Genomic DNA, 25,231 nt, shown 5'->3' on the forward strand with positions numbered 1-25,231 from the left:
TTGATTACAAAGGATGCCTAACGGCATCATCAGCATCGAATATGGAATTCAGCCGAATAAGCATAAGCTTACGAAGTATGTTTCCTTTGGAAACATTGTAGTTGCTCACGTAGTTTTCCCTACGCTCTGCTACTCCATTTCTAACTTCATCCCATCTTCTGGGTACTGAAAACCGATCTTTTTGAACATGCACTTTTAAGAGTGGTTCCAGATTATAGCTTTGAGATGATAGATGTAGCTTTAACATTATAGCTTCATATTCATAGGATCAAAAATTCATAGATCAAGCTTAAAGATCATCGTTTCACGAAATTAGTACTCCAACAAATGAGGTGAGATGGCAATGGCAAGCTCGGTGAAAAAAAGCAAACAGACAGCCCCGCGGTATACACGGGCCGAGCTGATGAATCATGCAGAAGCCCTCTTTGCCGTTAAGGCAGAGGTGCTGTACGGTGCGCTGTACGAAGCGGCGCAAGAGACGTTTTCCATTGAAGAAACGCAGGAACGATTTAACCAATTTATGAAAGCGAAGGTGAAGGGATAATGGCAGGTGGAAATTGGGAGCAAACAAATCGTCCGGTCCTTCCGGGCTTATATATGAATTTTCAGGCGGCAGCATCTTCGGCCATTCAAGCGGGTACGCGGGGAACCGTCGTTGTGCCGATCAAGGCCAACTGGGGTCCGGTAGGGACTTTTGTTGAAGTAGGGAGCGAAGCGGCGATTGAACGTATTTATGCGGCGAATGTGCTGGATAACGGTACGGCTTATACTTCCTTGAAGCTCGCCCTGTTGGGTGGGCCGAAGAAGTTGCTCGCTTATCGGGTAGCAAGTGCTGCGGCCAAAGTAGCTACGCTTACCTTGAAGGATAGCAGTGATGCCAATGTGCTGCAACTGGACGCGAAGTATCCGGGGGATCGTGCAAATGGATTCTACGTCACCATCCAGCCAGGTGTGATTGATAATACGAAGCATGAAGTGCGTCTCTTCGAAGGTAATCGGATGTTGTATGCGCTCCTGACAGCGGATATTACAGCAGCTTCTCTGGCAAAAGAGATTAACGCGGATGAACAAAATGTCTGGGTAACGGCTCAGGCGATTGGCGATGGTGCAGGTGTAGTTGCAACAATTGCGGGTGCGGCATTCAAAGGCGGCGTAAGTGGCAACGATGACCTGACCAATGCAGAATACATTGCTGTACAGGGTGCGCTGGAAGGGGAGCAATTCGACGTCTTGGCTTTGGATCAGGCGGCCGATGCACCTCTGCTTGCGAGTTTTGCGGCATGGGTGAAACGTGTGCGTAGTGAAGGAAAACCGGTGGTGGCTATATTTGGCGGTTCCGCAGCGGATGACACTTCTGCTACAGCAGCACAAAAAGCAGCAGCACGTTCGCTTGCGCTCAACCATGAAGGTGTGATTAATGTCGGTACAGGCGTTCGCCTTGGAGATGCATTCTACAGCTCGGCGGAAACGTCCGCCTATGTTGCGGGACTGATTGCCGGACAACGTCTGAACCAATCCACAACCTATGCAGCTACTCCGTTCGATGATGTGACACGTCGCTGGACGCGTGCAGAACAGGAGCAGGCGGTACAGAATGGCGTATTTATTTTCTTTCATGATGGACGTCAGGTAAAAGCACTTCGCGGTGTAAACACCCTGGTAACTCCGGCCGCTGGACAGAATAATGCGTGGAAAAAAATCCGTTCCATTCGTGTGTTGGACGCGATCAACACGGATTTGCAGCGCTCCGCGGAAGATACGTATATCGGTAAAGTGAACAATACCGAAGAGGGTCGTCAGGCACTGATTAGTGCCATGAAGGCCTATTTGGCGTTGCTCGCACAGAGTAATGTGATTGAAGCTGACGGTTATGATGTCATTCTCGACCCGGCGTATTATGGTGCAGCACCAGTTCTTAAGCCGGAAGCGGATCAGGTATTCCTGCAATGGAATGTAAAGCTGACGGATGTGATGGAGCAGTTGTTTGGTACATTTTACGTGCAATAAGGTTTCTAGAATAATTACTATATGTTGAACTGATGGTTTACACGATAACGGAGAGGGCAGAAAAAATCTGAAGAAGCGAAGCGCTCGCCTTTATCACCGGATTTTCCCTTTTTGAAAAGGAATCAAAAAAATCTGGGGATAACAGCGATCGGAAGATTGTTCTGACTGCGGAGTTATACCGTGTAATATTTATTAGTTCAACGAACCCAAGGAGGAAAATATATGTTGGATGCGTCAAGAGTAATTCTCGGTACCCATGGTCAGTTGCATATCGATGGTGTGTGGCAGACAAACATTAACAAGTTGGAAGCGAGTGTGGAGATTGAAAAGCGTGAGCTGAACCTGGTCGGTAACGACTGGAAGGTGCACAAAAACGGCGCGAAAAAAGGAACAGGCACGATGACGGGCTACAAAGTCACTTCGGATATGATCCAGCGCGGCTTCACCAAATTCGAGATTATTTCCAAGCTAAACGACCCTGAATCGTATGGACATGAGAGTGTATTGCTTAGAGGTTGCATGGTGGACAAAATCCAGCTTGCCAACTGGACAGCGGGTGAGGAAGTACCTGAGGAAACGGGCTTTACGTTTGAAGGATTTGAATTGCTGAATCCGATTGTGGCGAACTAAACTTTCAAATAGGCAAGTGATTGAGCTAGTTTGCTCAAGCGTGATTGCATAGTTACTTCATTAATAATAAGGGCACCATTGCAGGCCGAGATGATCTCGGTCTCTTTGTTGTCTCTACAGGCTTGGAAGATGGCATAGATAAACCCATATGTGAAATAAGAAGGAGATAACACCCAATGAGTATGAATGAAAATATGTCCGAAGAACAGATTTTGGATCAGTTGTTTGAAGCAGCAGAACGTTTGCCAGAGGAGAATGTACGCATTCAGCGTCTGGATCTGCTGTTGACCTTGCGTGGACTGACGTCTTCCAAAGTGGATCACATTCGTGAACGCTGTACGATTCGTAAAACGACCAAAGGTCGCACCGAGGAAAAGGTGGATACCGAAACATTTAACGCGCTGCTCATTTCCGAAGCGACCGTGAAATTGAAAGTCCGCAGCCTGGAATTGTCCGGCTGGGGTGACACACGCATTACCGGCCGCATGAAGTTGTCCGGTGGCGAACAGGCAGTACGTCGTATGTTACTGGCTGGTGAATTGGATGCCGTAGGTGATAAAGTGCTGGAGCTGTCCGGCTTTGGTGTGGAGATTGAAGACCTAAAAAACTGATTCACTCCGGCGGGATGACCACGTTCCTGTATCACATGTGGGTACGTCATCATCTCCGGCCCGGAGAGTTCTGGTCTTTGCCACGCGGGGAGCGCTCGCTGTTAATTGCGTTCTCAGAAGAGGAAATGTCAGCGATAACTTCGCAAATGAATCGATAACGAAAAAGGGCAGGAGGTGAAGAAATGGCAGAAATGATTGTAGGTCTATCCAAATCTAATGCAGAAATGCGGACAACCCTTCGTTATCTGGATCAGATTCAGCGTTCTACGGAACGTCTGGGCAGAGTTCGTTATCAGAGTCTGATTAAGGTGAACAATGAACTGAGAACGACTGGACGCAGGTTAGAGCATATTTATAGTATGGCTGTGCGAATCAGCAGGCTGCGTATTACACCGACGGTTGATCTGGTTGACCGTGCTACTCCGGCATTAAATGGTTTGTTGAGAAAAATGAAGCAAATCCGATCTAAGATGTTGAATGCTACAGCTAGTGTGCAGCTCAAAGTCAGCCACCAGATTTCAGATGTATCCGTTAATGTGAATTCACAGCCACTGATCGATGCTTTGAATACAAATACCCAATCTATTAATATGCTGAGTACCAAGCTAGACTCTATCAATATTGGAGCGGCACCAGCGGCCGAAGCGAAACCTAAAACTTTTTTGCAGAAGATGAAAGGTATGTTTGATCGTGGGAAATCAATCTCATCTGGTGTGGGGAAAGTCTTTGATGCAAGAAATAGTGGGAAGAAGCTATGGAAAGAAATCACAACACCTGCCACACCGGGGAATAAATTGAAAAAGGCGTTCAAGGTTACAAAACGTGGGGCAAAATTTGTGAATGATTTCTCGTCCGCAGGGTCCGATTTGATCGGTGGATTCGATGGATTGTGGGGCGATGTAAAAGGTCTCTTTGGTGGAGGTGGAAGCGGAAGTGGGGCAGGAGGCAGTGGTGGGTCTGGCATCATAAGCAAGCTTGGTGGCAACCTCGTTAAAGGAGCGGGAAAATTGTTCGCACCACTCCGTATGTATAACAATATTAAAGAACTTGCAAGCGCCCCACCTGAGGATCGTGCCCGTGCTGTGGGTTCGGTTGCTGGTAACGCAGTAGGAACAGCTATTGGTACCGTACTTGGCAGTGTAATTCCAATTCCGGTGGTTGGGAACATGCTGGGCGGTTCAATAGGCGGTTGGCTGGGTGAAAAGGCAGGCGGTTGGCTTGGTGACAAGGTAGGTGGATTCCTAAAAAACAACGCGGAAGACATCTCAAAAGTAGCAAAATTTGCTTCTGAGGGAGCGAGTTACGTGGCGGAGAAAACGACGAATTTGTTCAATGGGGTTGCAGGTTTTTTTGGTTTCGGTTCTAAAAAGGAAGAGCAGACCGCCCCAGCCGCAGCGGTCATAACGTCACCCTCAACACCTGTAGCAACGCAGACACCACCCCCTCCACCGATAGCACCTCAGATGCCGCCTCCATACAGGCCGGCAGTTCTATCGATCACCGGTCCAGAAGCCTACATGAACAATCGATTTGGTTCACCGACGGCTGCGGGTCTTATGGGAACAAGTGTGATGCAATCCCAAGCGGTAGCAATGAATAACGCGGGTCAACCCAATGAGAAAGCTTCGCCGCTCACAGTGCGTATTTCCGAAGAACAGATGAGCAGTCTGGCAGGTTACCTTAAGGATTTCAAAACGGAAACGACGAACCAGATTGCTGTGAATATTGCACCGGGTACGGTACAAGTGACCGTTCGGGAGAACGCTATTGATTATGACGCAGTTTCTCATCAGGTGGGGCAACGTATCTCTGATGAGTTCCGCCGCGCGATGCAAAATCGCAAAACAATTATGGCCTAAGCAGAAAGGAGGCCGCAGATATGTCTGTACTTGAAGATAAAGTTGGTCCTAACAAAATGTCATTTACGTTGAAGGATGGCAATACTCCATTTCAATTTCCGGTAAACCCTGAAGAAGTTAATATTTCCAGATCTAAGGGATATGAAACGGTCAATATGTTGGAGCATGGCGAGTTTGATTTTGCACAAGGGGAGAAGGTGAAGGAGATCACCTTCTCTTCTTTTTTTCCGAAACGATATGATCCGTCCTATTGCATGGATGAAAAATATTTTCTGGATCCACGCGTGGCGATGAATGTGTTGAACACTTTTCTCATCTCCAAAAAGCCGCTGCGTTTCATCATTTCAGAGACGGGCGTGAACGTGCCTGTTTTTATTGTTTCGCTTAATTCGAGCTTTCGTGGGGGGGAGACAGGGGATATTTATTTCGACCTGACCCTACGCACATGGCGGGATTCCAAGGTGGAGAAGGTGGGCTCTGCGGCATCCGCGAGCAAGTCAGGTTCGCGTACCGATTTGAAAAAGAACAGCAAGACCTACACCGTCAAATCTGGCGACTCCCTGTCCAAAATAGCAAAGCTTGAGCTGGGTAGCAGTTCCAAATGGAACGAGATCTACAAGCTCAACGCAAAGATCATCGGGAGTGATCCGAACCGGATCAAGCCCGGACAAAAGCTGGTGATGCCATGACCTACAAGGTCATTGTCGACGACAAATACGACATCACCAAGTTGGTGGAGACGATTACGCTGAAGGACTCGCTTGACCAGATTGCCTATCAGGCTAACATCCGGCTGGCGGTGTCTGCATCTTCCGGTCTGCCTTCGATCTCACCGGGCATGGCGGTGCGGATTAGCGGGGTTCCTTTTGGCGAAAAATCCATGGTTCATCTGCTGCATCCTGCGGTCATCTGGGAGGTGGAAAGCTCGAACAGCGGCACTAAGCGGCTATCTCTCACGGTGTACGACCGAATGATATATCTGGAAAAATCAGAGGACGAGTTCCTGTTGCCTAAGGATCAGACCGCTACGCAACGACTCAAAACCTACGCCAAAGAGTGGAAGATTCCATACGCTACATTGCCAGAAACCAAGACAAAGCTGGGAAAAGCCGTGTATCGGTCACAGACGATCTTCTCGATGATGTTTGCCGATCTGAAAGAAACGGCGAAGTCCGGCGGGGAAATGTACCATCCACGGATGACGCCCGGTGGGTTGCAGCTCTTCCAGGTTGGAAGTAATGCAAAGGTGTATGAACTTGATCGACTAATTGATCTGACCCAGATGCGTACGCTCGAAGGGGCGGTCACCAAGGTTAAGGTGATGGCAGCGTCGGAGTCTGGCAGTGGCAAAGAAGTTCCTTCCAAAGTGCTCGCGATTGAGCAGGATAATGTGGAAGAACTGGGCACATTGCAAAAGCTGATCGAGGACGATCAGGTGAAATCCACAACCGCCGCGAAAAAACTGGCTAAAAGTCATCTGACGGGTATTCAGGAGACCTTTACGATATCAGCACCGGATATCAATACGATTCGCGCCGGGGACGCAGTGTTGTTAAAAGGGCTGAAGCTAATCGTCATGTCGGTTAGCCGTGATCTGTCTGCCGGACCTGGAACGATGACGTTGGAACTGGGGACGGCTGAGCTGGTGAAAAGGAGGTATTACCTTGAATAAAGATGATCCGTATGGGCATTTTGCCGACGTCATGCGGGGTGCGATGAGTACACATTCTCGTCAGGCTGTGAGCGGGCTGGGCGCGGTATTGGGTACGATGACCTCGTCCGGCGTGAAGCTGGATGATTTCAAGCACGAAGTGCAGGACTATCTCGTGGCCGAGTTGCCGGGCACGCTTGGACTGCCGGAGCGCGAGGCTGCTGGCGCGATTTCGGGTATACCTGACGTGGCAAACGGCGGAACAACGGGCACGGGACGGTTTCTATTGCAAGAAGAGGAAGTGGAAGAAACGGTGTTGTCTCTTGGCAAAGGTCTGAAAGCCGGAGATCGCGTACTGGCGATGCGAGTGAATGGCGGTAACGACATTGTGGTGCTGTGTAAGGTGGTGAGTGCGCATGCCTAGTTTGTTCCCGGAAACGGGTGTGGTCTGGGGAGATGAGGAGGATCTGTCGGGGGCGGTTTCGGAAGAGGTACGCTTTGGACGGAGCTGGCGATTCGATTACGATGCAGGGGATTTTGTACTGACCCCAAGTGGTAAAGTCGCTGCGGCTGGTGGGCATGAAGCCTGGGTACAGTGGTGCATTAAGGCCGTGAAAACGCCAAGATACAGACATGTGATCTATTCCCGAAACTACGGTTCGGAGCTGGAGGATCTGGTGGGTCAGGGTGACAGCCGGGGTGTGATGGAAAGTGAGATTACCCGGATGGTGACGGAAACGTTGCTGGCTGATCCGCGCACGGAATCGGTAGACCAGTTCACGTTTGATTGGAATCGGGAGCAGTGCATGTTCTCGTGCCGGGTGGCGAGTGTGCAGGAAGAGATGTTTATTCTGGAAAGTGAGGTGATCTGACGGGATGGCTGAGATTCCGCGTTATTTGGAGGACCAGACGGAGGAACAGATTATGCAGCGTATGCTGGATCGTCTGCCCGCGGATCTGGATAAGTCGGAAGGATCGTTTCTGTGGGATGCGGAGGCTCCGGTTGCGTTTATGCTGTCTGAGGCTGCATTGTGGGCACAGGAGTTACTTCGGCGGGGGTTTGCAAGTACGGCTGCGAGCAGTGATCCGAATTTTCGTTCGGAAGAGCTGGATCTGCGGGCAGGAGAGCATGGCATTACGCGGCGGGCTGCGGTAGTTGCACAAGGTTCGGTTAGATTCGTGGGTACGCCGGGCAAGGTGATTCCTGCGGGAACGGTCGTGGCTACACTCGCGGATGAAGTATCTGCTGAAGCTTCGCTCGAATATGAAACGGTGGGGCGTTTGGAATTGGATGCAGAGGGCTCCGGGGTGGTAGGTGTGCGAGCGCTTGTTGCCGGAAAAGAGAGCAATGTGCCTGCGGGCACGGTAACTGTGCTGTCTACACCTGTAAGTGGCGTGACTTCTGTCACGAACGTTGATGTGATCAAAGGCGGTGCAGATATTGAGGCAGACACGGCGTTGCTGGAACGCTTTTATGCCAAAGTCCGCAATCAGGGGACCAGTGGCAACAAGTCGCAATATGTGCAATGGGCCAGTGAAGTACCAGGTGTAGGCGCAACGCGTGTCATTCCTTTATGGCAGGGGCCAGGCACGGTGGGATTGTATCTGTTAGACACGGACAAACGTGCTGCGGGTACCGATCTGGTGGCGGCTGTGCAGAAGTACGTTGACCCCACGCAGGATGGACAGGGTGAAGGCGTTGCACCGGCGGGGCCAGTAGTGTCTGTGATGTCGGCGGTGGAAGTGCCGATGAATATTCAGGTGAAACTGACTCTGGCAAGTGATGCGACACTCGCCGATGTACGAGCATTGATCGAACGCGGGGTGACCGCGTATCTGAAACAGTTGGCTTTTGCCGATCCACTCGTTCGTTACACTCGCATTGCTGCGATCCTGCTGGACATTCCGCCCATTATCGACTATTCGGAGCTTACCGTGAACGGTGTGAACGACCAGAATATTGAGATAACCGCGAGTCAGGTGGCGGTTCTGGGGACGGTGGATGTGCATGAGTAGTGTTGGGCAGATGGTGGACGAAGAAGTAGTTTTGGAGTGCGGAGACCAAGGAAGATTGGGAGAAGTACGCCGATCTGAGTTAGAGCTGGTGAGCGAGACGTTTCATGATGATGTGCAAGGAAGGGAGGGGACAGGGCATGAGTGCTCCTTCTATTGTAGATGTTGGACTGACGAGTGAGAAAGGGCGGGAGCTGTTCTCGTATTTGCCAAGGTATTACGAGACTTCGCGTGTCATGCAGGCCGATATGCAGGCCAAAGGCAGTGAAATGGATCTGCTGTACAAGGCGCTGGATGAGACGCTGGAGCAGTTTTTTGTCCGCACGGCGACGTGGGGGCTGGACTTCTGGGAAGAAGAGCTTGGCATTGAGACGGATCGTCTCAAACCTGTGGAACAGAGGCGTGCCGTAGTGGAGTCGAAGCTGCGTGGTGCCGGGAAGTTCTCTGGCAGGTTGGTTTCGAATGTGGCTGAGGCATATGCCGGGGGCAAGGTGGATGTAACTTTTCAGCCGGGAGCATGGAGTTTTACGGTGAGCTTTGTGGATACGATGGGTATCCCGCCCAATATCGACGATCTCAAACGTGCGATTGAAGAGTTGAAACCGGCCCATATGGCCGTGGAATATGAGTATCGTTATCTGATCTGGGACGATCTGGACGACAAACAGATGACTTGGGATGAACTGGACACCGCGTCCTTGACGTGGAATGAACTGGAGGTGTGGGCGTAATGCCACAAGAAACCGATCGATTGAAATTACCTCTTCCTTTGGGGAACGAAAGAGTGACCCGGGATAGTATTAGTATGATTTTCGAAAAGATTGATGCTGGTGTTGCAACGCAAGAGGATTTGGATGCGCTCCGTGAAGCGGTGAGTCATATGGATATTCCTGATGCGTCGTTGACGCAAAAAGGGAAGGTGCAGTTGTCAAGCAAGACGGACGGTACGTCCGAGACGGTGGCTGCGACGGAAAAGGCAGTGAAAGCGGCTGTGGACAGTGCCATTCCAAGACTGATTCCAGATACTCGTGGAGTAGCTACAAAGCCGAGCGATTATCGTAAAAACATCGCATACTCATTTAAATCAGGCTCAATGATTGGCTTACCCGCCGAACTCTATGTCGTATTACATGGATTAAAGGGCTGGAATGATGACAGCGGAGGTGTCACTCACGAATATGCTTCTGGCGGAACGACAGGAGGAATGTACCATCGTACTGGTACGACTGCTAACGATACCTGGGGGCCGTGGATGCAGATTGTTGATCAAGGTGCACCGTGGCAAAAGCGTAAGTTAACTGAAGATAATGGTCTTTCAATCAACGTCAGTAATGGGAATGCCAATAATTTAGTCGCTGCAGGGTTCTATGTTGGTGAGAATATTGCCCATGCACCAACAACCGCGAGTGGTGCATGGTGGTATATCGAAGTTCAGGCAATGTCTTCTGATAGTTGGGTTATTCAAAAAGCCTATGATTTATTTAGTGCAGGATCATTCAGAATGCGAATTAAAAGCAATGGAACTTGGACAGCATGGTCACAAGACCTTTTTCAATCTTTACTTGATGCTAAGAACAGGCACATTATTTCATCTGCTGCACCTTCTGGCGGAAACGATGGCGACATCTGGTATCAATACTCATGATAAAGGGGAGGAGAATAACGCATGGCTTTAGGCGCTAAGGTGGGTGGCACGTGGAAAATGCCCAATAGAGTGTCTGTCAAGGTTTCGGGGACTTGGCGGGGTGTCCAACAAATTTATGCGAGAGTCGGGGGAGTATGGCGTCCCATTTGGTCCACTGTACAGACTATGCGGAAAGGTTCCGTATGGGGCAGCAATTCATATGTGGCCAAACAATCGGACCATGTGGAATGTTACGCATACAACCCAAGCACAGGCGGCGGTGAGGCGGCCGTAGTGACAAGCACACCAGTGGATCTGACCAACGTAACTAACGTTGTATTTGATTTTGCATTGGAAGGTTCATCCCACATCCAATCAGATGGGATTTTCATAGCGTCAACGGACCAAATGGGAGGCGGCGGTACATATAACGCCCGAACATATCGGGGTTCACTGACGACAAGGACCACAATCAGCTTGAGTGTTTCCAACCTGTCCGGGTCCTACTATTTGCGGGCGCACGCTTCAAACAACAGCGGCGTAGCCACATGGAAATGCGTTCGCCTTTACCGGATCTTGCTGGATAACAAAGAGATTTGGAACGCCAGTGTGGGCGGTTCTTACTCTTAATAAGGAGGCATGATCATGTCTGATTATAATTATGTGCAATACCCAAGGAAACCGGTAACGCTGTGAGATTGATATCCGGTGCCCAAGACGGAGAAGTAAAGTCAGCGACGAGTTCACATACACGGGTATTAATTGTAGATGATGAAAACGGGGGTGGCGCCAATTACGTCTTTCATATGGCATGTGAACTTACATTTAAAGCCGTTAGTCTGGATATCGAATCTTGGTAGATAGGAAAAACTTAACTAATCTCAATCTCACCAATAAAAAGGAGGTGAACCATGACAACAAACCAATTAACCGACTCTATCGCTACAACACTCACGCAGCACTTTCCGAAAATCCCGATCCTCCCGCAAACGGGCACTAGTTCCACCCCGGGCATCTCCTACCGCCTGCTGTACGCCCAACTCACCCGGGAACGCAGCGATCGCTTCGTGCAATATCACGCCTATGAAATTCGCTGGCTAGGAGCAGACAATATCCCGGGTACCCTACCAGACCAGCTGTTCGAAGCATTGGAAACCATCGACGTGGAGGGCACTCCCTATCGTGCAACGGAAATGCGTTGGGAAACGGAAACCGATATGCCGCGAATGCTGGTGTACTATACCATGCGAACCACCAAAGTGTCGGAGTCCGCCGCTACCATGCGACAATTGGAACAGCGACCTACCGCACTTAAAGCTACGAGAGAATAACTATATAAGTTCAATGTAACGAAGGTTGTTCTGCAATTGGAGTGGCTAGTGTAATTTTTCTTTAAATGAACTTAAACAACCAAATGAGGGGATCAACATGAAAGGAATAGGAGGCGCATTGGCAATGTTTACGAAAAAAGAACCGGAACCTAAAAATCTGGAAGCTCAACAGAAAAACAACCAAAAATACAGCAAAGCACAGTTCGCCGAATCCCGGCAACTCAGCCGGATCGAGAAAGATATTTTGGCAGCAGTTCTGCTGGAACAACAAACATATACCTTACAAGAAGCACAGCAACACATCCAACAATTTATGAATGGGGAGGCACAATAATGGCTGGAGGAACATGGACTACACAAAACAAGGTACGCCCCGGCGTATATATGAATTTTGCATCAGAGGGCACATTGCCGGGTACGGTAGGAGAGCGAGGAACGGTGGCTTTGGCATTGCCATTGTCATGGGGACAAGCTGGCACCATCTTGACCGTACAAGCAGGTGAAGATGTACAAGCCAAATTGGGCTATGACTGGACAGCACCGCAATTACTACTGATCCGCGAGGCATTGAAACGGGCGCAGACCTTACTTCTTTACCGACTCAATGCTGGGACCAAAGCCAAGGCAACCTTGGACAAACTGACAGTGACAGCCCATCACGGTGGTGTACGTGGTAATGATCTGTCTGTTGTAATCTCCGCAAATATCAATGAACCAGAACAATTGGATGTCTCCACTTTGCTTGCTGGTAAAGAAGTGGACAAACAAACCGCGTCTACCATCGAAGCTTTGGAATCCAACGCATACGTCACATTTACTGGTGAAGGTGCACTCACAGCTACAGCTTCACTTCCACTAACAGGTGGATTGGATGGTACAGCAACCAACCAAGAGCATGCCGATTTTCTGACCAAGCTAGAGGTGCTGGATTTTAACACGGTCGGTCTAGTCTCAGACGATGCCACACTCAAGTCAGTCTACACAGCTTACATCAAGCGTTTGCGTGATACCGAGGGCAAGAAAGTGCAACTCGTTCTGTCCGATTATCCTGCTGCAGATCATGAAGGCATTATCAGTATCAAAAATGGTGTTGTGCTCGCAGATGGTACGGTCCTGTCACCAAAACAAACCGTAGCATGGACTGCCGGTGCAACAGCGGGTGCTAACCTGAATGAATCCCTGACGTTCCGTGCGTATGATGATGCCGTGGATGTGAATGGCAGATTGACACATAGCGAGACAGAAGTAGCATTGCGTAATGGCGAGTTTGTCTTTACCGCGAGCAGCAACCGTGCAGTGGTGGAGCAGGATGTGAATACATTCCGTTCCATTACACCGGATAAGGCACGTCATTTTGCCAAAAACCGTGTAGTCCGTGTACTTGATGGTATCGCTAACGATATGAAACGGATTTTTGAGTCCTATTACATCGGAAAAGTGAACAACAACGAAGATGGGCGCAGCCTGTTCCGTTCCCAATGTGTCACTTACCTGAAGCAGCTTCAGGATATTGGGGCGATTCAAAATTTTGATTCCAAAACAGATATTACTGTTGCTCCGGGCAATGAAACCGACAGCATTCTGATCGAGATTCAGGTCCAACCTGTGGATTCCGTTGAAAAAGTATATATGAAAGTGAAGGTGGTTTAAGATGGCATTTTTGAAAGCAAGCGACACAATCTCCGGCCAGGAAGGCCGCGCATACGCAACGATTAACGGACAGACGGAAGAAATGTTCTATGTGAAGACGCTGGAAGCAACAGTGGAGAAACAAAAAGCAGAGGTCAAAACCTTGGGCCGTCGCGGTGTACAGCACAAAGCAACCGGTTGGTCCGGTTCGGGTTCCATGACAATCTTTTATACCACTTCACGTTTCCGCGAGCTGATGCTCCAGTACATGCAGAATGGTGTGGACACGTACTTCGACATTGAAGTGACCAACGAAGATCCTTCGTCCACGATTGGTAAACAGACGGTAACCCTCAAAGGTGTCAATCTCGACAGTGTGATCATGGCATCCCTGGATACCGAGGCGGAGGCGTTGGAGGAAGAAGTGAGCTTTACCTTTGAAGATGTCGATATGCCTGTATCGTTCAATTTACCGAAGTAATGTAGCGTAGAAAGCATAATGATTTGAGATTTATAAAGAGTATAAATTTACAGCGGGTTTGTAAAAGAAACCTGTTCAACTTGCCTGTGTTATGGGCTATTTGGCGTGCCAAAATACTGTTCTTCGCCGCTTCGTGCGGCGGGGGACCTAACTTTAGAGGAGGAACAATACATGAGTGGATTGAGTATGTTTTTTGCCCAAAATGCAGCAACAGATACAACGGAGGAGTTTACCGTATCCCCCCGATTTAAAGATGAGAAAGGCGAGCCGGTTGCTTGGAAACTGCGTAGCATGACCGAGGACGAAAATCAGGAATGCCGCAAGGCAGCTACTCGCAAAATCAAGGGCAAGAACGGTGTCTACACACCCGACATCGATGCGAATGATTACATGGCTCGCCTGATGAGCGCAAGTGTCGTGTACCCCGATCTGAAAAACGCAGAACTCCAGCGTTCATATGGCGTGATGGGGGCGGAATCGCTTTTGCGGAAAATGCTGCTGCCTGGGGAATTTGCTTCGCTCGGTGAACAAGTTCAGAAGCTGAACGGCTTCAATCAGGATATGAACGAACTGGTGGATGACGTAAAAAACTAATTAAAGAGGGCGATTCCGAAGCCAATCTGGCTTATTACGCTCTCCACGAATTAAACATTTTGCCGCATGAATTAATGGCTTTCTCCATGCGAGAACGAGCAGCGATCTATGCGATGATCTCCATCCGGGTGGAGGAAGAGAAGAAAGAACGGTCCAAAAATCGCGCCCGGAAGAAATAAAAAGGAAAGGAGGGAGAAATAGATGTCCGATACAAGTATCGATGTAATTAATCCTCCGTCCATGAATACCCTGATCAATAATCTAAATCTGGTTCAAGTAAGAACAACCGAGATCCTTAATAATTTCAACCAGATTAACCGGATTAATCTGAACCAATTCAACCAGACGAATATATCCAACCATTTTAATGAAGTAAATCAACAACTGAATGTAACGATTAATCTGATGGAAAAGTTGGAGGATACGGCTGATGATACAAGCAATGCTTTGGGTGATAATCTGAGCAAACTCTCCAAGTGGGTGCAAATGGTAAAGTCCGCTGGAAGTGTTGTGTTAAAAGCTGCTGCTGAACAAGAAGACTTCAAATATCGTTACATGGTTGCCGCAGAAGATCCGGTACTCGGGGAAAGCATCTATAATAAGTATCGAGATCAAGCCTCCAAGAGTGGTCAGGATGTTAATGATTCGCTTAAATCTTCTCTAGGCTTCTTGCCGTTGGCACAAAATACAGGGCAGGTAGATCAGTTAAATGAAATGACTCAAAGATTGAGTATGTTATCACCGGATAATAAAAGTCTGTCAGATGCATCCAAGGCTATTGTTAGTGCCATGAATGGAAAGAATACTGATTTGGCGAGTCAATTCAACATACCGGAAAGTGCATTGACCGGGGCTGGATTGGGTGAATTTATACAGACTAAAGACCTTGACGGTTTTATACAAGGTTTGCAGACGGTTCTTGAAATGCAAGGTTACACACAAGAAGCCTTTGATACGATGCTGGATTCTCCATTGCAAAAATGGACGGCTCTCGTGAATCAGTTCAATGGAATACTATCTGAAATCGGGACAAGAGCTTTGGAAGTTTTATCTCCTGTACTTGACCGATTAAACGAAGCCATAAGCTCAGGTCAGTTCAGTGTTTTCATCGAATGGATTGGTGGGGCCTTCGCAATTATTGCTCAAGTGGTGGCATTTATCGTGGATGGGTTCATCAATTTTGCTACAGTTGTGCAAGAAAATTGGGCTATCATCGGACCTATATTAACAGCCATTGCTTTAGTGCTCCTAGCCAATATAATTATTACGCTCGGAGTTGTAATCGCGCAGGTTTATTTACTGGCAGCGGCATGGTTGGTAGCTAACTGGCCTATCTTGCTTGTAATTGTTGCCATTGCAGGACTCATCTTTATTTTGCAATTATGTGGAGTTACAGCTGGGGATATGGTGGGAGCGATTATAGGTTATTTTTATATGGTTTACGAGCATATGAAATCAATTTTTGCATCCATTCTGAATTATTTCATGTCTTGGGCTGAATTTGTCATCAATGTATTCAGAGATCCAGCATATGCATTCCAAAAGTTGTTTGTTGACATGGGACTCATTGTACTCCAAATTCTGTTCAACATTACAAAGGGAATTGAGGATTTCGCAGGTGGTTTCAAAGATCAGATCAACTGGATGATCGGTGGTATAAACAAATTAATACCCTATCTGAATAAAATTTTCGGTACCAATTGGGGCGGTATTAAACTAGTGGATGATGCTAACATTCATTCAATGAGTGGTAAGATACAGGGTTTAATGAGTGACCTTGAAGCGAGTGCTCCTGAGAGCCAAAAGGACGTTGTTAGTCTGTGGAGAATGGATGCTTCTGCGGATTATAAGGATGCATTTGATAAGGGATTTGGCCAGGGGAATGATTTGATGGATACCACCAAAGGCCTATTTCCCAACGGCTCTGATAAATTACCCGGGAAATTCGGCGGTTCAACTCCCAAAACACCTCCCATACCATCGATGCCAACTGCACCTGCTCCCACCGTTGTTCCCAATAGCAACATGAGTAACATCAACAAAATCAACAATATCGGACAGGTGGACAAGATCGGTGACGTGGATGGAACAGTCGATGTAACCAGCGAGGACTTGAAATTGATGCGTGAGCTTGCAGAGATGCAGGCGATTCAGCGATTTGTCAGCCTTACTCCAACCGTTCAGGTCACCACAGGGGATATCAACAGCGGACATGACGTGGACAGCATCATCAGCAAAATCACCGATGGACTGAACAGTCAGATCGTCTCCAGTGCTCAGGGGGTGTATGGATAAGTGGAATATTATATTCAACTAAGCTTCAATAATCGCTCCGAATACATGTTTTTCCCGGTGACACCAGAGAGCATTGAGTTTTCGGATTCGGGAGACGGCAGTACGTTTAATGTTAGCGCTTTGGGTGAAATTAACGTGATTAAGTCGCCGAAGTTGCGTGAAGTCAGTTTCAGCGGGATTTTTCCGGCAGACTACAGCCCGTATCATCTGAATTACGATGCGCGACATCCGGCAATTCAGAAGCAGTTTTACCGTGATCCCTATGAATATGTGAAAAAGATCATCCGCTGGATGCAGACGGGCAGACCCGTCAGACTGTTCTTTTCCAGTGCAAGGTACACTATTAATATGGCGGTTTCCATTGAGAGTTTCGACTGGAAGGAGACAGCGGGTACGGTGGGGGATATTCAGTATGATATCAAGCTGAAGCAGTTCATTTTTTATGCCGCCAAAAAAGTAGTGCCACTCAAGGACAGCAAGGATACGGCTGCTTCGAAAACAAAAACCAAAGCCTCCCGGCCCAATGAAAAAATCCAGCCCAAGACCGTCACACTCAAAGCCGGAGACTCCTTGTGGTCTGTAGCCAAAGCCCATTTGGGAGATGGATCTCGCTGGAAAGAGCTGCAAAAGCTGAATGGCATCAAAGATGCACAACTGAAGAAGCTGCCGATTGGACTTGTAATCAAGCTTCCGTGAAAGGAGAGGGAATATGCAAGAGCAGATCAGGCTGGATGATAAGCTGGCAAACATGAAGGAACGGTTATTGCTGGATGACAAGCAGGGCAACATCTGGGACATTAGCGAAATTGCCGGTGACATTACGTACAAAACCTCCCGTATCGGCAAGCCTTCCTCTCTGGAATTCACGTTGATCAAGGGCAGTCTGTACCAAAATAAGAAATTTACCTATGAGAATGGATATGTCGTGAAATATATCAGCAACGAGGTAGGCATATTTTACGGATATATCTTCTCGGTGGATAGTGGCAAGGACGAAAGTGTCAAAATCAAGGCATACGACCAGACTCGTTATCTAACCGCGAATCAGACGTACAAGTTCGTTAATGCCACTGCTGCGGATGTAATTAAACGAATTGCAAAGGATTTCCTGTTGAAAACGGATGATCTGATTCAGCCGAAATATGTGATTCCACGCATGTTATTTGATAACAAAAAGCTGATTGACATGATCTGTGAGGCGCTCGACCGAACGTTGATTTATGGCGGTAAAAACTACATCTTCTACGATGATTTCGGCAAGCTTGTGCTTCGGGATGTGGAAGAGATGCCTTACGGCTTTGTTATTGGGGATAACAGTCTGCTCACGGATTACAGTTATACAAGGTCGATTGACGACCAGACGTATAACAAGATCAAGCTGTATCGGGATAACAAGGATACGGGAAAAAGAGAAACGTTTGTTCATCAGGACTCAGGCAGCATCCGTCAATGGGGGCTGCTTTTTTTGTACCAAAAAGCGGATGACGGCCTGAATGAAGGGCAGATTGATGCCATGCTGAAGACCCTGATGACCCTCCGTAACCGCGAGACGCAGACGTTGAAAGTGGATGCGCTTGGTGATTTCAAGGTGAGGGCAGGCAGTTTTGTCAACATCCAGATCAATGAACTCAAGATTAATCAATATTTTCTGGTAGACGAATGTACGCATAAGGTACAGGGGGGCGTGCATACGATGTCACTGGATTTGAAGGTGGTGTAACGATAAATGATGCTGGACGTGATTAAAAAGGCGGCGGTGGCCGCTGTAGATGCCAAGTCTCCCGTTCAGGTAATGTACGGAAGCGTGACAAACACCCAGCCTCTGGAGATCACCGTTGAACAACGGCTGGCATTGGCTGAACCTTTTCTGGTACTGCCGGAATCCGTAGTGAACAAAGCTTGGACCGAGGGTGACCATGTCTTGTTGTTACGTGTTCAAGGTGGAGACAGCTTTGTTGTGCTGGATCGGCTGGTGAATCCATGATTCCAAAGGGTGCGCAGATTAGCGCAGAAGATCAGGAAGAAGCTGCTGTGCTTCCAAGTCTGACGTATGTGTTTCAAGCTTCTGGACAGCGAATTGGAAGACTGCAACTGGATGGAAAAGATGCGGTAAAACAGGCGGTGTACAAAGCGTTGTCTACACGCCGCTACGAGCATCTAATCTATTCCTCGGATTACGGCATGGAATGGTCCTGGGAAGGAATGGCCGGGAGATCCATGGTTGAATCGGAACTGGAACGCTGGATTCGCGAAGCGTTGCTTCCGGATGATCGCATTTCGGATGTAACCGAGTTCGAGTTTGTCCACAAGGCTGACGGGGTACGTGTTTCTTTTACCGTGGAAACGGATTTTGGCAGCTTCAGGGAAGAGACGGAGGTGAACATGGATGTATGAAGAGCAGACGTTTGAAGTTATTATAAACCGAATGCTGGACAGGGTGCCAGATGGTGTGGATAAACGTGAAGGCAGCATTATCTATGATGCGCTTGCGCCAGCGGCTGTGGAAATGGCTCAGATGTATATCGAATTGGATGTGAACGCCAATCTGAAGTTTGCGGATACAGCATCTGGAGAGTATCTGGATCGTGCGGTGGCTTGGTCTGGCATTAGTCGGAAAGCGGCCACGAAGGCACGTTGGGTTGGGAGTTTTCGGGATAACGAAGGTAAGCCTGTTGAGGTTCCTTTGGAGAGTCGTTTTTCCACGGGGGATCGGGTGTACGTTATAGTGGAGCGCATCGCAGCAGGGCGATATGTGTTGGAATGTGAAGTCGCGGGAGCGGAAGGTAATGAATATACGGGGGCCCTGCTGCCCATCGATTATATTGCTGGCCTGACGACAGCTGAACTAACACAGTTGCTGGTTCCTGGCGAAGACGAGGAAACGGATCAGGCCTTATATGATCGTTATCAGGACAAAGTTTCCCGTCCGGTTACGAGTGCCAACAAATATCAGTATGAGTTATGGGCACGGGAAAACTCCGGTGTGGGCAAAGCGAAGGCTTTTCCACTGTGGGACGGCCCCGGTACAGTCAAAGTGGCGTTGTTGAATAATGAAATGCAAACACCCGCTGAGGCGGTTATTGAGGCGGTGCAGGAGTATATCGATCCAACCCAGGATGGAATGGGCGAAGGTGCTGCTCCAATCGGACCTGTGGTTACGGTGGTGGGAGCAGAAGAAGTACCTATTGATGTGGAGGTGCAGGTCACGCTTGCTTCCGGTTCAACGTACGACGGCGTGAAGACACTGATTGAAACGGGAGTTACGACGTATCTGAAAGAACTGGCTTTTGCCGATCCGTTGGTTCGTTGGACACGTATTGCCAATGTCATTCTGGATATCCCGCCCGTGATCGATTATAGCGATCTGCTAGTGAATGGTGGTATGTCCAATCTGGAGATCGCCCCCGGCGCAGTAGCTGTTCTTGGGACGGTGAAGGTGACATGAGTAAAGCAGAGGTGTTAATGACTCTTTTGCCCCCATTGTATGAAAATGTGCTTGAGATGCAGCTTCTTACAGAGTCCGAAGGTGTTGAGCTGGACAAGCTTACGTTAGGTTTGGAAAGTGTACTGGACCAATTCTACCCGGAGTCTGCGACCTGGGCATTGGAACGTTATGAGCGGGATTTGCAGATTCCTACCAATCAAGCCAAGCCGGATGACCAGCGGAGATCCGTAATCATTTCCAAAATGCGCGGAAGTGGTAAGGTTTCCGGTTCGATGCTCAAGAACGTGGCGCAGGCGTACGAAAGTGGCGGGATTGATGTATCCGTGTCACCTGAGGAATACTTGATCCGAATTCGCTTTATCGACACATGGGGCTTACCGCCCAATCTGGACGATCTGAAGGCCGCGATTGAGGATATAAAACCGGCACATATGACCGTGGACTACCGTCTACGGTATTTGACGATTGCGGAGGTTGAAAGCATGACGCGGGATGAGATTGAACAGACTCGGCAGGATAAATTTGCAGGAGGTGGAGCTTAAATGAATGAACCAAAAACACAAAATTTGGGGTTGAATAAGATTGATCGTTCCTCACCATCGACAACCTATTTTGATCTGGATAAGTATTTGGATCAGAACTGGGAGAAGGTTGATGAGGGTGTAGCGACTAAGCAAGATTTAGAGGAACTTCTTGAAGCGGTGGGTGAGATAGATGTTCCCGATGCGTCTTTGACGCAGAAGGGGAAGGTACAATTGTCTAGTAAGACGGACGGATTGTCCGAAACAGTGGCTGCGACGGAGAAGGCGGTAAGGGATGTTAGTATGGAGATAATATCAAATTATGTACGCCAACCAGGTTACGCTAGGACAACTGGTACGAGCTCAGCTTATGCGGCAAAGCTAATCCCTATTCCTGCAAATTTTGCTGATGGGTTTGGCATCACCATTGTACCACATGTAACAAATGGAGTTGCTCCTACGCTAAATGTGAATGGATTAGGTGCTATACCGCTAAAAAAACAAGATGGTACAGCATACTCTGCAGGTGATCTTTTGGCTGGGAAGCCTTACAGTTTTAGACGTGTAGGATCAGATTTTTTAGCAGTTAGTGGGGAACGGGAGGTGATAAAAGGATCAATTAAGTCTACAGCATTATTTACAGAGAACATATCTAAAGGTGAAATGGTCTCAATTGTTGATTACATGCGGTTTGTCGAGGTAACTGAAATCGCAGTTGGTTCGCATATTGAAATCAGTCAAGATGGTAGATTCTTGGTGGGGTATGGTGGTAATAGAGCAACAATTTATTTGATCAATTCCAATGGAACTCCAGCTTTTAAACAACTAATCTCCGTAGCTTCAGGTAGTGAGAGTATACTTTCCGTGTCGATATATGGTGATTTCATTGCGATAGGTACAAGTGCTAGTGGTTCTTTTCTTCGTATTTTTAAATGGGATGGAATATCATTTAATAGATTACCAGATCCGCAAATAAAACCATCAACTATCGTACATGGTGTGACGTTTTCTCCAGACGGAAAATTCCTAGTTGTCACTCAGCAGGCAACGTCATGGTTGGTGTATAGACGTAGCGGAGATACATTCACTAAACTTAACAATTTTACAGGAATACCCAGAGAATCTACAGATGTGCATGTTGCGTTTACCCCCGACGGCAAGTATGTATTTATGCCAACGGTGACGACAGCAGGAGTCTCTGTATTTAAAATTAGCGGAGAAATATTCACTAAACTATCAGCAACATTTGAACCGTTATCAATACAGCAGCGCGAAATGTGTATCACCCCCGACTCAAGGTATATTGTATTTTCAAGTCTTTCCCTTAAGAGTGGTCCGCTTGTTTGGAAAATTAATGGGGATGATACTTTCACTCCAACTGGCAAGGTTAAATACGCGAAGGGGCTGTCAGTACCTTCCGACATATACTACAGTGCTCACATGTCACCGGATGGAAAAATAATTGCCTTCACTGACTGGGGGGTAACGTTTAACAACTCGTACCTAATGAGTATTTTTGATGATGGTGCTTCTATCGTTTCATACATTAACATACCAGATATTCATGCACGTTACATTCATGATGTGAAATTTAGCCCTGATGGTAAATATATATATTTATTAGATGGTAATAGACGAACTATTGAACAATTTGATCGCATTAATACCAATAGTAAGGTATCGTTATTGAGAAGCGTCTCTGATATGAAAGGTGACGAAATGGGTATAGGGTATGCAGTTGAAGATGGTAAACAAAATGAAATAAAACAAATTATGAGACTGTTATAGCAATAGTGTAAACCTTTTAGTCATGGCTTTTGTTTACTTTCAAGGTGAAATTAAACATCCTACAATTCAAGAATTCTATTATAAAATAAGAGGAGGTGAAACCATGGAACGATGGGACAACCTATGGAAATGGGGAATTGCACTCATGAGCAGCTCAGTAACCTACTTCTTCGGAGGTTGGTCAGGCGTCCTGGGTGTACTACTCGTGTTTGTCATCCTCGATTACCTAACGGGTATCGCGGCGGCGGGTATGAGTGGCAAGCTAGAAAGCAACATCGGCATGTTCGGCATCGCACGAAAGGTATTTATATTTGCAATGGTATCGGTGGCTCATCTGGTGGACGGTGTTCTGGGAGACGGACATTTGTTCAGGGATGCGGTCGCCTTTTTTTATATCGCAAATGAGTTGTTGTCCATTATCGAAAACGGGGGTAAGTTGGGCGCTCCAATTCCGCCAGTGATTCGGCAAGCCATTGAAGTGCTCAAGGGCAAAGGGGGAACCGGGGAACTTCCCGGTAACTTCTCCCCGAAGAGCAAAGATTCTTTTTCCAATCTAGAAACAGAGGATGTTGAACCTTCTGAAACTCAAGATAACGTTAAATAGTTTGAAATATTTTTAGTGTCTTCTTTACTATAGCGTTGCTGAACATCGCAAGTGTAGTTTTTTTGAACTATATACATCTATACAGATTGAACTTAACATTTTCACACAATAACGGAGAGGACAGAAAAAACCTGAAAAAGCGAAGCTAAAAGCTTTCTGAAAGAAAGCTACTTCGTAAGCATAATCTCGCCTTTATCCTCCGGATTTTCCCCTTTATAAAGAGAATCAAAAAAATCCGGGGATAACAGCGATTGGAAGGTTATTCTGTCATCGGAGTGTCCGTGTGAACAAGGCTCAGTTCATTTCCAACACATCAGGGACACGCACACAAGCAACCCCTAATCCAACCGCATTAACTATAGGAGCATTTTGCATCAATCCAGAGAGTGACATCCAATCAGCAATGTATAGATCAGAATGCTCTAATCTGTCTATACTTGTACCCGGGAACGCTTGAATCGAATGATGTAAAATGCTGATACAAACGGCAATTTGCCGCATAAAGGGTGTGAGAAACATGCAAACGAGAAGTTCGGGCAACACACAGGGCATTGACGTCTCTCGTTACCAGGGCAATATTGACTGGGCGAAGGTGAAGGCAAGTGGCATGACATTTGTATTCATCAAGGCAACTGAGGGACAGACATATACCGATCCGAATTACCAGAAAAATGTAATAGGAGCACTGGCGGCGGGCTTGATGGTGGGAACGTATCACTTCTTCCGCGCGACATCTACCGATGGTGCCAAGGCAGAAGCGGCACATTATGCCAACACACTTAACAAAGTTGGGGGCGCCAAGGCGTTACAACTGCCACCCGTCATGGACTACGAGAACAACCCCGGCAACCTTAGCAAAGCGCAGATGAATACAGTTGCCAAAGCTTTTTTAACCGAATTACAACGTCTGACAGGTGTGAAACCGATCATATACACGGGCAATTCATTTGCCGGGAATTTTGATACATCACTCAGCTCATACGATCTGTGGATCGCACGTTACAGCAACACCCGTGTACCGGACGACCAGCTGGCATGGAAGCGTTGGACGTTCTGGCAGTATACGGATTCGGGCAAGGTGAATGGTATTAGTGGCAACGTGGATATGAATGAATTCGAGGGAACAGCGGCACAGCTCAGAGCAAGATACGCAGCAGCAACTCCGAAACCACCGGAGCCATCCAATCCAACGAATCCAAGTCATCCGAATCCACCAACTGAACCACCGAAAGGGGGCGAACCGATGACAGCCGAAGAGAAAGCAACGTTTGATGCGCTCAAATCCCAGGTCGACAAACTACAGGCGCGTCAGCAAATGGAAGTTCCAGTATGGGCAAAGGCAGCTGTGGATGCAGCACTGGCATATGACACCAAAAATCCATTGTTCAGCATCGATAATGGGGCGAGTTATGATTTTTACCGTTTTATTACCGTGATGCATCGCAGAGGTTTGTTTAAAAAGTGAGCTGATTCTTAGCAAATTTAAATGTGGATTTTATCTGAATGTGGATTGAGTGGAGAAGGGACATGGGACGATTTTTGTCGAACTGTGTTCCTTTTTTGTGTTTTATGTAAGTAATATTAACGCATATAATAAAGTTAAAGACTTATGTCTGTAAATCTCTTGTCTAATTGATTAATGTGATGTAAAGTAAGTTACACGAAATTGTTTTTCACCACAGTTTATTTACACAATCCTCCTCATCATGACAAAACCATAACACATGAAGTTATTGTAATGTCTCCCTGTTGTACAATCCAACATCTCAAGATGACTCGTTCTTACATTTTACACATCCAATCTGCAAGAGAAAGCCACCGATTTAACAACTTACACGATTCATCAAACAACCTAGCCTATGTTGAGTTTCTTTCATTGCTAACGAACGATAACGATACCTAATCCGGTCTCCACACTCCATGCTCAAGGAACAGACTTTATTGCGTAGCCAGCAGCGTAGTATCCATATGCCCATCAGTATTTTTAATCTACCAACGTAAACTTGCTCTTACCAGTCCATACCCACTCGCTGTTGCTTATTGACCTAAGTTCAAATAAAACGCATCAATTTCATTCATTTTCATAGATTCATCTCACAAGATCCGTTGTTGAACCTTTTTCATTTTCTATAAAAGTAATCAAACGAC

At 47.4% G+C, this 25,231-nt stretch carries 29 protein-coding genes; all 29 read left to right on the plus strand.

Translation table 11 applies throughout. From position 1 onward, the window contains the following. The first annotated feature begins 337 nt into the window (after nucleotides 1-337). The 29 genes from MHI48_RS06400 (at nucleotide 338) to MHI48_RS06540 (ending at nucleotide 24,548) form a co-directional block, all read left to right on the plus strand. Nucleotides 338-544, plus strand: a complete 207-nt coding sequence (locus MHI48_RS06400) for a hypothetical protein (RefSeq protein ID WP_405143465.1) — start codon at nucleotides 338-340, stop codon at nucleotides 542-544. Next, nucleotides 544-2,007 carry a phage tail sheath subtilisin-like domain-containing protein gene (locus MHI48_RS06405; RefSeq protein ID WP_405143467.1) on the plus strand — a complete coding sequence of 488 codons (1,464 nt, stop codon included), beginning with the start codon at nucleotides 544-546 and terminating at the stop codon, nucleotides 2,005-2,007. Before MHI48_RS06400 ends, MHI48_RS06405 begins: the two co-directional genes overlap by 1 nt. 222 nt (nucleotides 2,008-2,229) lie before the next feature. After that, nucleotides 2,230-2,637: a phage tail tube protein gene (locus tag MHI48_RS06410; protein ID WP_036611426.1), complete on the plus strand. Its 408-nt coding sequence runs from the start codon at nucleotides 2,230-2,232 to the stop codon at nucleotides 2,635-2,637. A gap of 176 nt (nucleotides 2,638-2,813) precedes the next feature. Beyond that, nucleotides 2,814-3,248 (plus strand): phage tail assembly chaperone, encoded by a 435-nt coding sequence (locus MHI48_RS06415; protein WP_017690174.1) that lies wholly within the window; start codon nucleotides 2,814-2,816, stop codon nucleotides 3,246-3,248. Between the two features lie 14 nt (nucleotides 3,249-3,262). Next, the gene (locus MHI48_RS06420) at nucleotides 3,263-3,406 is read left to right on the plus strand and encodes a hypothetical protein (protein ID WP_181151033.1); all 144 of its coding nucleotides are present in this window, start codon (nucleotides 3,263-3,265) and stop codon (nucleotides 3,404-3,406) included. Nucleotides 3,407-3,430: 24 nt separating this feature from the next. Then, nucleotides 3,431-5,107: a hypothetical protein gene (locus tag MHI48_RS06425; RefSeq protein WP_036668835.1), complete on the plus strand. Its 1,677-nt coding sequence runs from the start codon at nucleotides 3,431-3,433 to the stop codon at nucleotides 5,105-5,107. Between the two features lie 56 nt (nucleotides 5,108-5,163). Then, nucleotides 5,164-5,796 carry a LysM peptidoglycan-binding domain-containing protein gene (locus MHI48_RS06430; RefSeq protein WP_036611596.1) on the plus strand — a complete coding sequence of 211 codons (633 nt, stop codon included), beginning with the start codon at nucleotides 5,164-5,166 and terminating at the stop codon, nucleotides 5,794-5,796. After that, a complete protein-coding gene (locus MHI48_RS06435; RefSeq protein WP_036668838.1) occupies nucleotides 5,793-6,779 on the plus strand; it encodes a hypothetical protein in 987 nt (328 codons plus the stop codon). Before MHI48_RS06430 ends, MHI48_RS06435 begins: the two co-directional genes overlap by 4 nt. Continuing rightward, the gene (locus MHI48_RS06440) at nucleotides 6,772-7,182 is read left to right on the plus strand and encodes a hypothetical protein (RefSeq protein ID WP_036668841.1); all 411 of its coding nucleotides are present in this window, start codon (nucleotides 6,772-6,774) and stop codon (nucleotides 7,180-7,182) included. The genes MHI48_RS06435 and MHI48_RS06440 overlap by 8 nt, the downstream gene beginning before the upstream one ends. Beyond that, a complete protein-coding gene (locus tag MHI48_RS06445) occupies nucleotides 7,175-7,630 on the plus strand; it encodes a DUF2634 domain-containing protein (protein WP_036668842.1) in 456 nt (151 codons plus the stop codon). The genes MHI48_RS06440 and MHI48_RS06445 overlap by 8 nt, the downstream gene beginning before the upstream one ends. A 4-nt stretch (nucleotides 7,631-7,634) precedes the next feature. Next, complete coding sequence (locus MHI48_RS06450; protein WP_036668843.1) at nucleotides 7,635-8,774, plus strand: baseplate J/gp47 family protein; 1,140 nt, start codon at nucleotides 7,635-7,637, stop codon at nucleotides 8,772-8,774. Between the two features lie 137 nt (nucleotides 8,775-8,911). Next, complete coding sequence (locus tag MHI48_RS06455; RefSeq protein ID WP_036668845.1) at nucleotides 8,912-9,502, plus strand: YmfQ family protein; 591 nt, start codon at nucleotides 8,912-8,914, stop codon at nucleotides 9,500-9,502. Then, nucleotides 9,502-10,416: a pyocin knob domain-containing protein gene (locus MHI48_RS06460; protein ID WP_051449610.1), complete on the plus strand. Its 915-nt coding sequence runs from the start codon at nucleotides 9,502-9,504 to the stop codon at nucleotides 10,414-10,416. Before MHI48_RS06455 ends, MHI48_RS06460 begins: the two co-directional genes overlap by 1 nt. 165 nt (nucleotides 10,417-10,581) lie before the next feature. Continuing rightward, nucleotides 10,582-11,025, plus strand: a complete 444-nt coding sequence (locus MHI48_RS06465) for a hypothetical protein (protein WP_339299705.1) — start codon at nucleotides 10,582-10,584, stop codon at nucleotides 11,023-11,025. A 281-nt stretch (nucleotides 11,026-11,306) separates the two neighbouring features. Next, nucleotides 11,307-11,726, plus strand: coding sequence for a DUF6838 family protein (locus MHI48_RS06470; RefSeq protein ID WP_036668849.1), 420 nt, complete (start codon nucleotides 11,307-11,309; stop codon nucleotides 11,724-11,726). A gap of 124 nt (nucleotides 11,727-11,850) precedes the next feature. Continuing rightward, entirely contained in the window at nucleotides 11,851-12,060 is a 210-nt protein-coding gene (locus MHI48_RS06475; RefSeq protein ID WP_036668853.1) for a hypothetical protein, read from the plus strand. Then, nucleotides 12,060-13,376, plus strand: a complete 1,317-nt coding sequence (locus MHI48_RS06480; RefSeq protein ID WP_036668855.1) for a phage tail sheath family protein — start codon at nucleotides 12,060-12,062, stop codon at nucleotides 13,374-13,376. Before MHI48_RS06475 ends, MHI48_RS06480 begins: the two co-directional genes overlap by 1 nt. A gap of 1 nt (nucleotide 13,377) precedes the next feature. After that, nucleotides 13,378-13,836, plus strand: a complete 459-nt coding sequence (locus tag MHI48_RS06485) for a phage tail tube protein (RefSeq protein ID WP_017690162.1) — start codon at nucleotides 13,378-13,380, stop codon at nucleotides 13,834-13,836. 171 nt (nucleotides 13,837-14,007) lie between these two features. Beyond that, on the plus strand, nucleotides 14,008-14,430 hold the full coding sequence (locus MHI48_RS06490) for a phage tail assembly chaperone (protein ID WP_036668857.1): 423 nt from the start codon (nucleotides 14,008-14,010) through the stop codon (nucleotides 14,428-14,430). 201 nt (nucleotides 14,431-14,631) lie between these two features. Further along, on the plus strand, nucleotides 14,632-16,725 hold the full coding sequence (locus tag MHI48_RS06495) for a hypothetical protein (RefSeq protein WP_036668860.1): 2,094 nt from the start codon (nucleotides 14,632-14,634) through the stop codon (nucleotides 16,723-16,725). Beyond that, nucleotides 16,726-17,421 (plus strand): LysM peptidoglycan-binding domain-containing protein, encoded by a 696-nt coding sequence (locus MHI48_RS06500; RefSeq protein WP_074093888.1) that lies wholly within the window; start codon nucleotides 16,726-16,728, stop codon nucleotides 17,419-17,421. It abuts the gene before it with no gap. A gap of 13 nt (nucleotides 17,422-17,434) precedes the next feature. Beyond that, on the plus strand, nucleotides 17,435-18,445 hold the full coding sequence (locus tag MHI48_RS06505) for a hypothetical protein (protein WP_340936715.1): 1,011 nt from the start codon (nucleotides 17,435-17,437) through the stop codon (nucleotides 18,443-18,445). A 9-nt stretch (nucleotides 18,446-18,454) separates the two neighbouring features. Next, nucleotides 18,455-18,709 carry a DUF2577 family protein gene (locus MHI48_RS06510; protein ID WP_340936714.1) on the plus strand — a complete coding sequence of 85 codons (255 nt, stop codon included), beginning with the start codon at nucleotides 18,455-18,457 and terminating at the stop codon, nucleotides 18,707-18,709. Further along, the gene (locus MHI48_RS06515; protein ID WP_340936712.1) at nucleotides 18,706-19,119 is read left to right on the plus strand and encodes a DUF2634 domain-containing protein; all 414 of its coding nucleotides are present in this window, start codon (nucleotides 18,706-18,708) and stop codon (nucleotides 19,117-19,119) included. The genes MHI48_RS06510 and MHI48_RS06515 overlap by 4 nt, the downstream gene beginning before the upstream one ends. Then, nucleotides 19,112-20,170: a baseplate J/gp47 family protein gene (locus MHI48_RS06520; RefSeq protein ID WP_340936710.1), complete on the plus strand. Its 1,059-nt coding sequence runs from the start codon at nucleotides 19,112-19,114 to the stop codon at nucleotides 20,168-20,170. The genes MHI48_RS06515 and MHI48_RS06520 overlap by 8 nt, the downstream gene beginning before the upstream one ends. Then, nucleotides 20,167-20,712 carry a putative phage tail protein gene (locus MHI48_RS06525; protein ID WP_036668870.1) on the plus strand — a complete coding sequence of 182 codons (546 nt, stop codon included), beginning with the start codon at nucleotides 20,167-20,169 and terminating at the stop codon, nucleotides 20,710-20,712. Before MHI48_RS06520 ends, MHI48_RS06525 begins: the two co-directional genes overlap by 4 nt. Next, entirely contained in the window at nucleotides 20,713-22,479 is a 1,767-nt protein-coding gene (locus MHI48_RS06530; protein ID WP_036668872.1) for a tail fiber protein, read from the plus strand. A gap of 103 nt (nucleotides 22,480-22,582) precedes the next feature. Continuing rightward, nucleotides 22,583-23,083 (plus strand): holin family protein, encoded by a 501-nt coding sequence (locus tag MHI48_RS06535; RefSeq protein WP_405143476.1) that lies wholly within the window; start codon nucleotides 22,583-22,585, stop codon nucleotides 23,081-23,083. Nucleotides 23,084-23,600: 517 nt separating this feature from the next. Further along, complete coding sequence (locus MHI48_RS06540; protein WP_340032139.1) at nucleotides 23,601-24,548, plus strand: glycoside hydrolase family 25 protein; 948 nt, start codon at nucleotides 23,601-23,603, stop codon at nucleotides 24,546-24,548. Nucleotides 24,549-25,231: the final 683 nt, after the last annotated feature.

The organism is Paenibacillus sp. FSL H7-0942 (assembly GCF_045040715.1).
GTDB lineage: Bacteria > Bacillota > Bacilli > Paenibacillales > Paenibacillaceae > Paenibacillus > Paenibacillus amylolyticus.

Bases quoted from the DNA above. Each gene is read 5' to 3' on its own strand.
- MHI48_RS06465 (WP_339299705.1), top strand. From the start codon at position 10,582: ATGCGGAAAGGTTCCGTATGGGGCAGCAATTCATATGTGGCCAAACAA.
- MHI48_RS06515 (WP_340936712.1), top strand. From the start codon at position 18,706: ATGATTCCAAAGGGTGCGCAGATTAGCGCAGAAGATCAGGAAGAAGCT.
- MHI48_RS06475 (WP_036668853.1), top strand. From the start codon at position 11,851: ATGTTTACGAAAAAAGAACCGGAACCTAAAAATCTGGAAGCTCAACAG.
- MHI48_RS06420 (WP_181151033.1), top strand. From the start codon at position 3,263: ATGACCACGTTCCTGTATCACATGTGGGTACGTCATCATCTCCGGCCC.
- MHI48_RS06535 (WP_405143476.1), top strand. From the start codon at position 22,583: ATGGAACGATGGGACAACCTATGGAAATGGGGAATTGCACTCATGAGC.
- MHI48_RS06470 (WP_036668849.1), top strand. From the start codon at position 11,307: ATGACAACAAACCAATTAACCGACTCTATCGCTACAACACTCACGCAG.
- MHI48_RS06405 (WP_405143467.1), top strand. From the start codon at position 544: ATGGCAGGTGGAAATTGGGAGCAAACAAATCGTCCGGTCCTTCCGGGC.
- MHI48_RS06435 (WP_036668838.1), top strand. From the start codon at position 5,793: ATGACCTACAAGGTCATTGTCGACGACAAATACGACATCACCAAGTTG.
- MHI48_RS06525 (WP_036668870.1), top strand. From the start codon at position 20,167: ATGAGTAAAGCAGAGGTGTTAATGACTCTTTTGCCCCCATTGTATGAA.
- MHI48_RS06485 (WP_017690162.1), top strand. From the start codon at position 13,378: ATGGCATTTTTGAAAGCAAGCGACACAATCTCCGGCCAGGAAGGCCGC.
- MHI48_RS06495 (WP_036668860.1), top strand. From the start codon at position 14,632: ATGTCCGATACAAGTATCGATGTAATTAATCCTCCGTCCATGAATACC.
- MHI48_RS06480 (WP_036668855.1), top strand. From the start codon at position 12,060: ATGGCTGGAGGAACATGGACTACACAAAACAAGGTACGCCCCGGCGTA.
- MHI48_RS06450 (WP_036668843.1), top strand. From the start codon at position 7,635: ATGGCTGAGATTCCGCGTTATTTGGAGGACCAGACGGAGGAACAGATT.
- MHI48_RS06410 (WP_036611426.1), top strand. From the start codon at position 2,230: ATGTTGGATGCGTCAAGAGTAATTCTCGGTACCCATGGTCAGTTGCAT.
- MHI48_RS06520 (WP_340936710.1), top strand. From the start codon at position 19,112: ATGTATGAAGAGCAGACGTTTGAAGTTATTATAAACCGAATGCTGGAC.
- MHI48_RS06505 (WP_340936715.1), top strand. From the start codon at position 17,435: ATGCAAGAGCAGATCAGGCTGGATGATAAGCTGGCAAACATGAAGGAA.
- MHI48_RS06490 (WP_036668857.1), top strand. From the start codon at position 14,008: ATGAGTGGATTGAGTATGTTTTTTGCCCAAAATGCAGCAACAGATACA.
- MHI48_RS06400 (WP_405143465.1), top strand. From the start codon at position 338: ATGGCAATGGCAAGCTCGGTGAAAAAAAGCAAACAGACAGCCCCGCGG.
- MHI48_RS06510 (WP_340936714.1), top strand. From the start codon at position 18,455: ATGCTGGACGTGATTAAAAAGGCGGCGGTGGCCGCTGTAGATGCCAAG.
- MHI48_RS06540 (WP_340032139.1), top strand. From the start codon at position 23,601: ATGCAAACGAGAAGTTCGGGCAACACACAGGGCATTGACGTCTCTCGT.
- MHI48_RS06530 (WP_036668872.1), top strand. From the start codon at position 20,713: ATGAATGAACCAAAAACACAAAATTTGGGGTTGAATAAGATTGATCGT.
- MHI48_RS06425 (WP_036668835.1), top strand. From the start codon at position 3,431: ATGGCAGAAATGATTGTAGGTCTATCCAAATCTAATGCAGAAATGCGG.
- MHI48_RS06445 (WP_036668842.1), top strand. From the start codon at position 7,175: ATGCCTAGTTTGTTCCCGGAAACGGGTGTGGTCTGGGGAGATGAGGAG.
- MHI48_RS06460 (WP_051449610.1), top strand. From the start codon at position 9,502: ATGCCACAAGAAACCGATCGATTGAAATTACCTCTTCCTTTGGGGAAC.
- MHI48_RS06430 (WP_036611596.1), top strand. From the start codon at position 5,164: ATGTCATTTACGTTGAAGGATGGCAATACTCCATTTCAATTTCCGGTA.
- MHI48_RS06415 (WP_017690174.1), top strand. From the start codon at position 2,814: ATGAGTATGAATGAAAATATGTCCGAAGAACAGATTTTGGATCAGTTG.
- MHI48_RS06455 (WP_036668845.1), top strand. From the start codon at position 8,912: ATGAGTGCTCCTTCTATTGTAGATGTTGGACTGACGAGTGAGAAAGGG.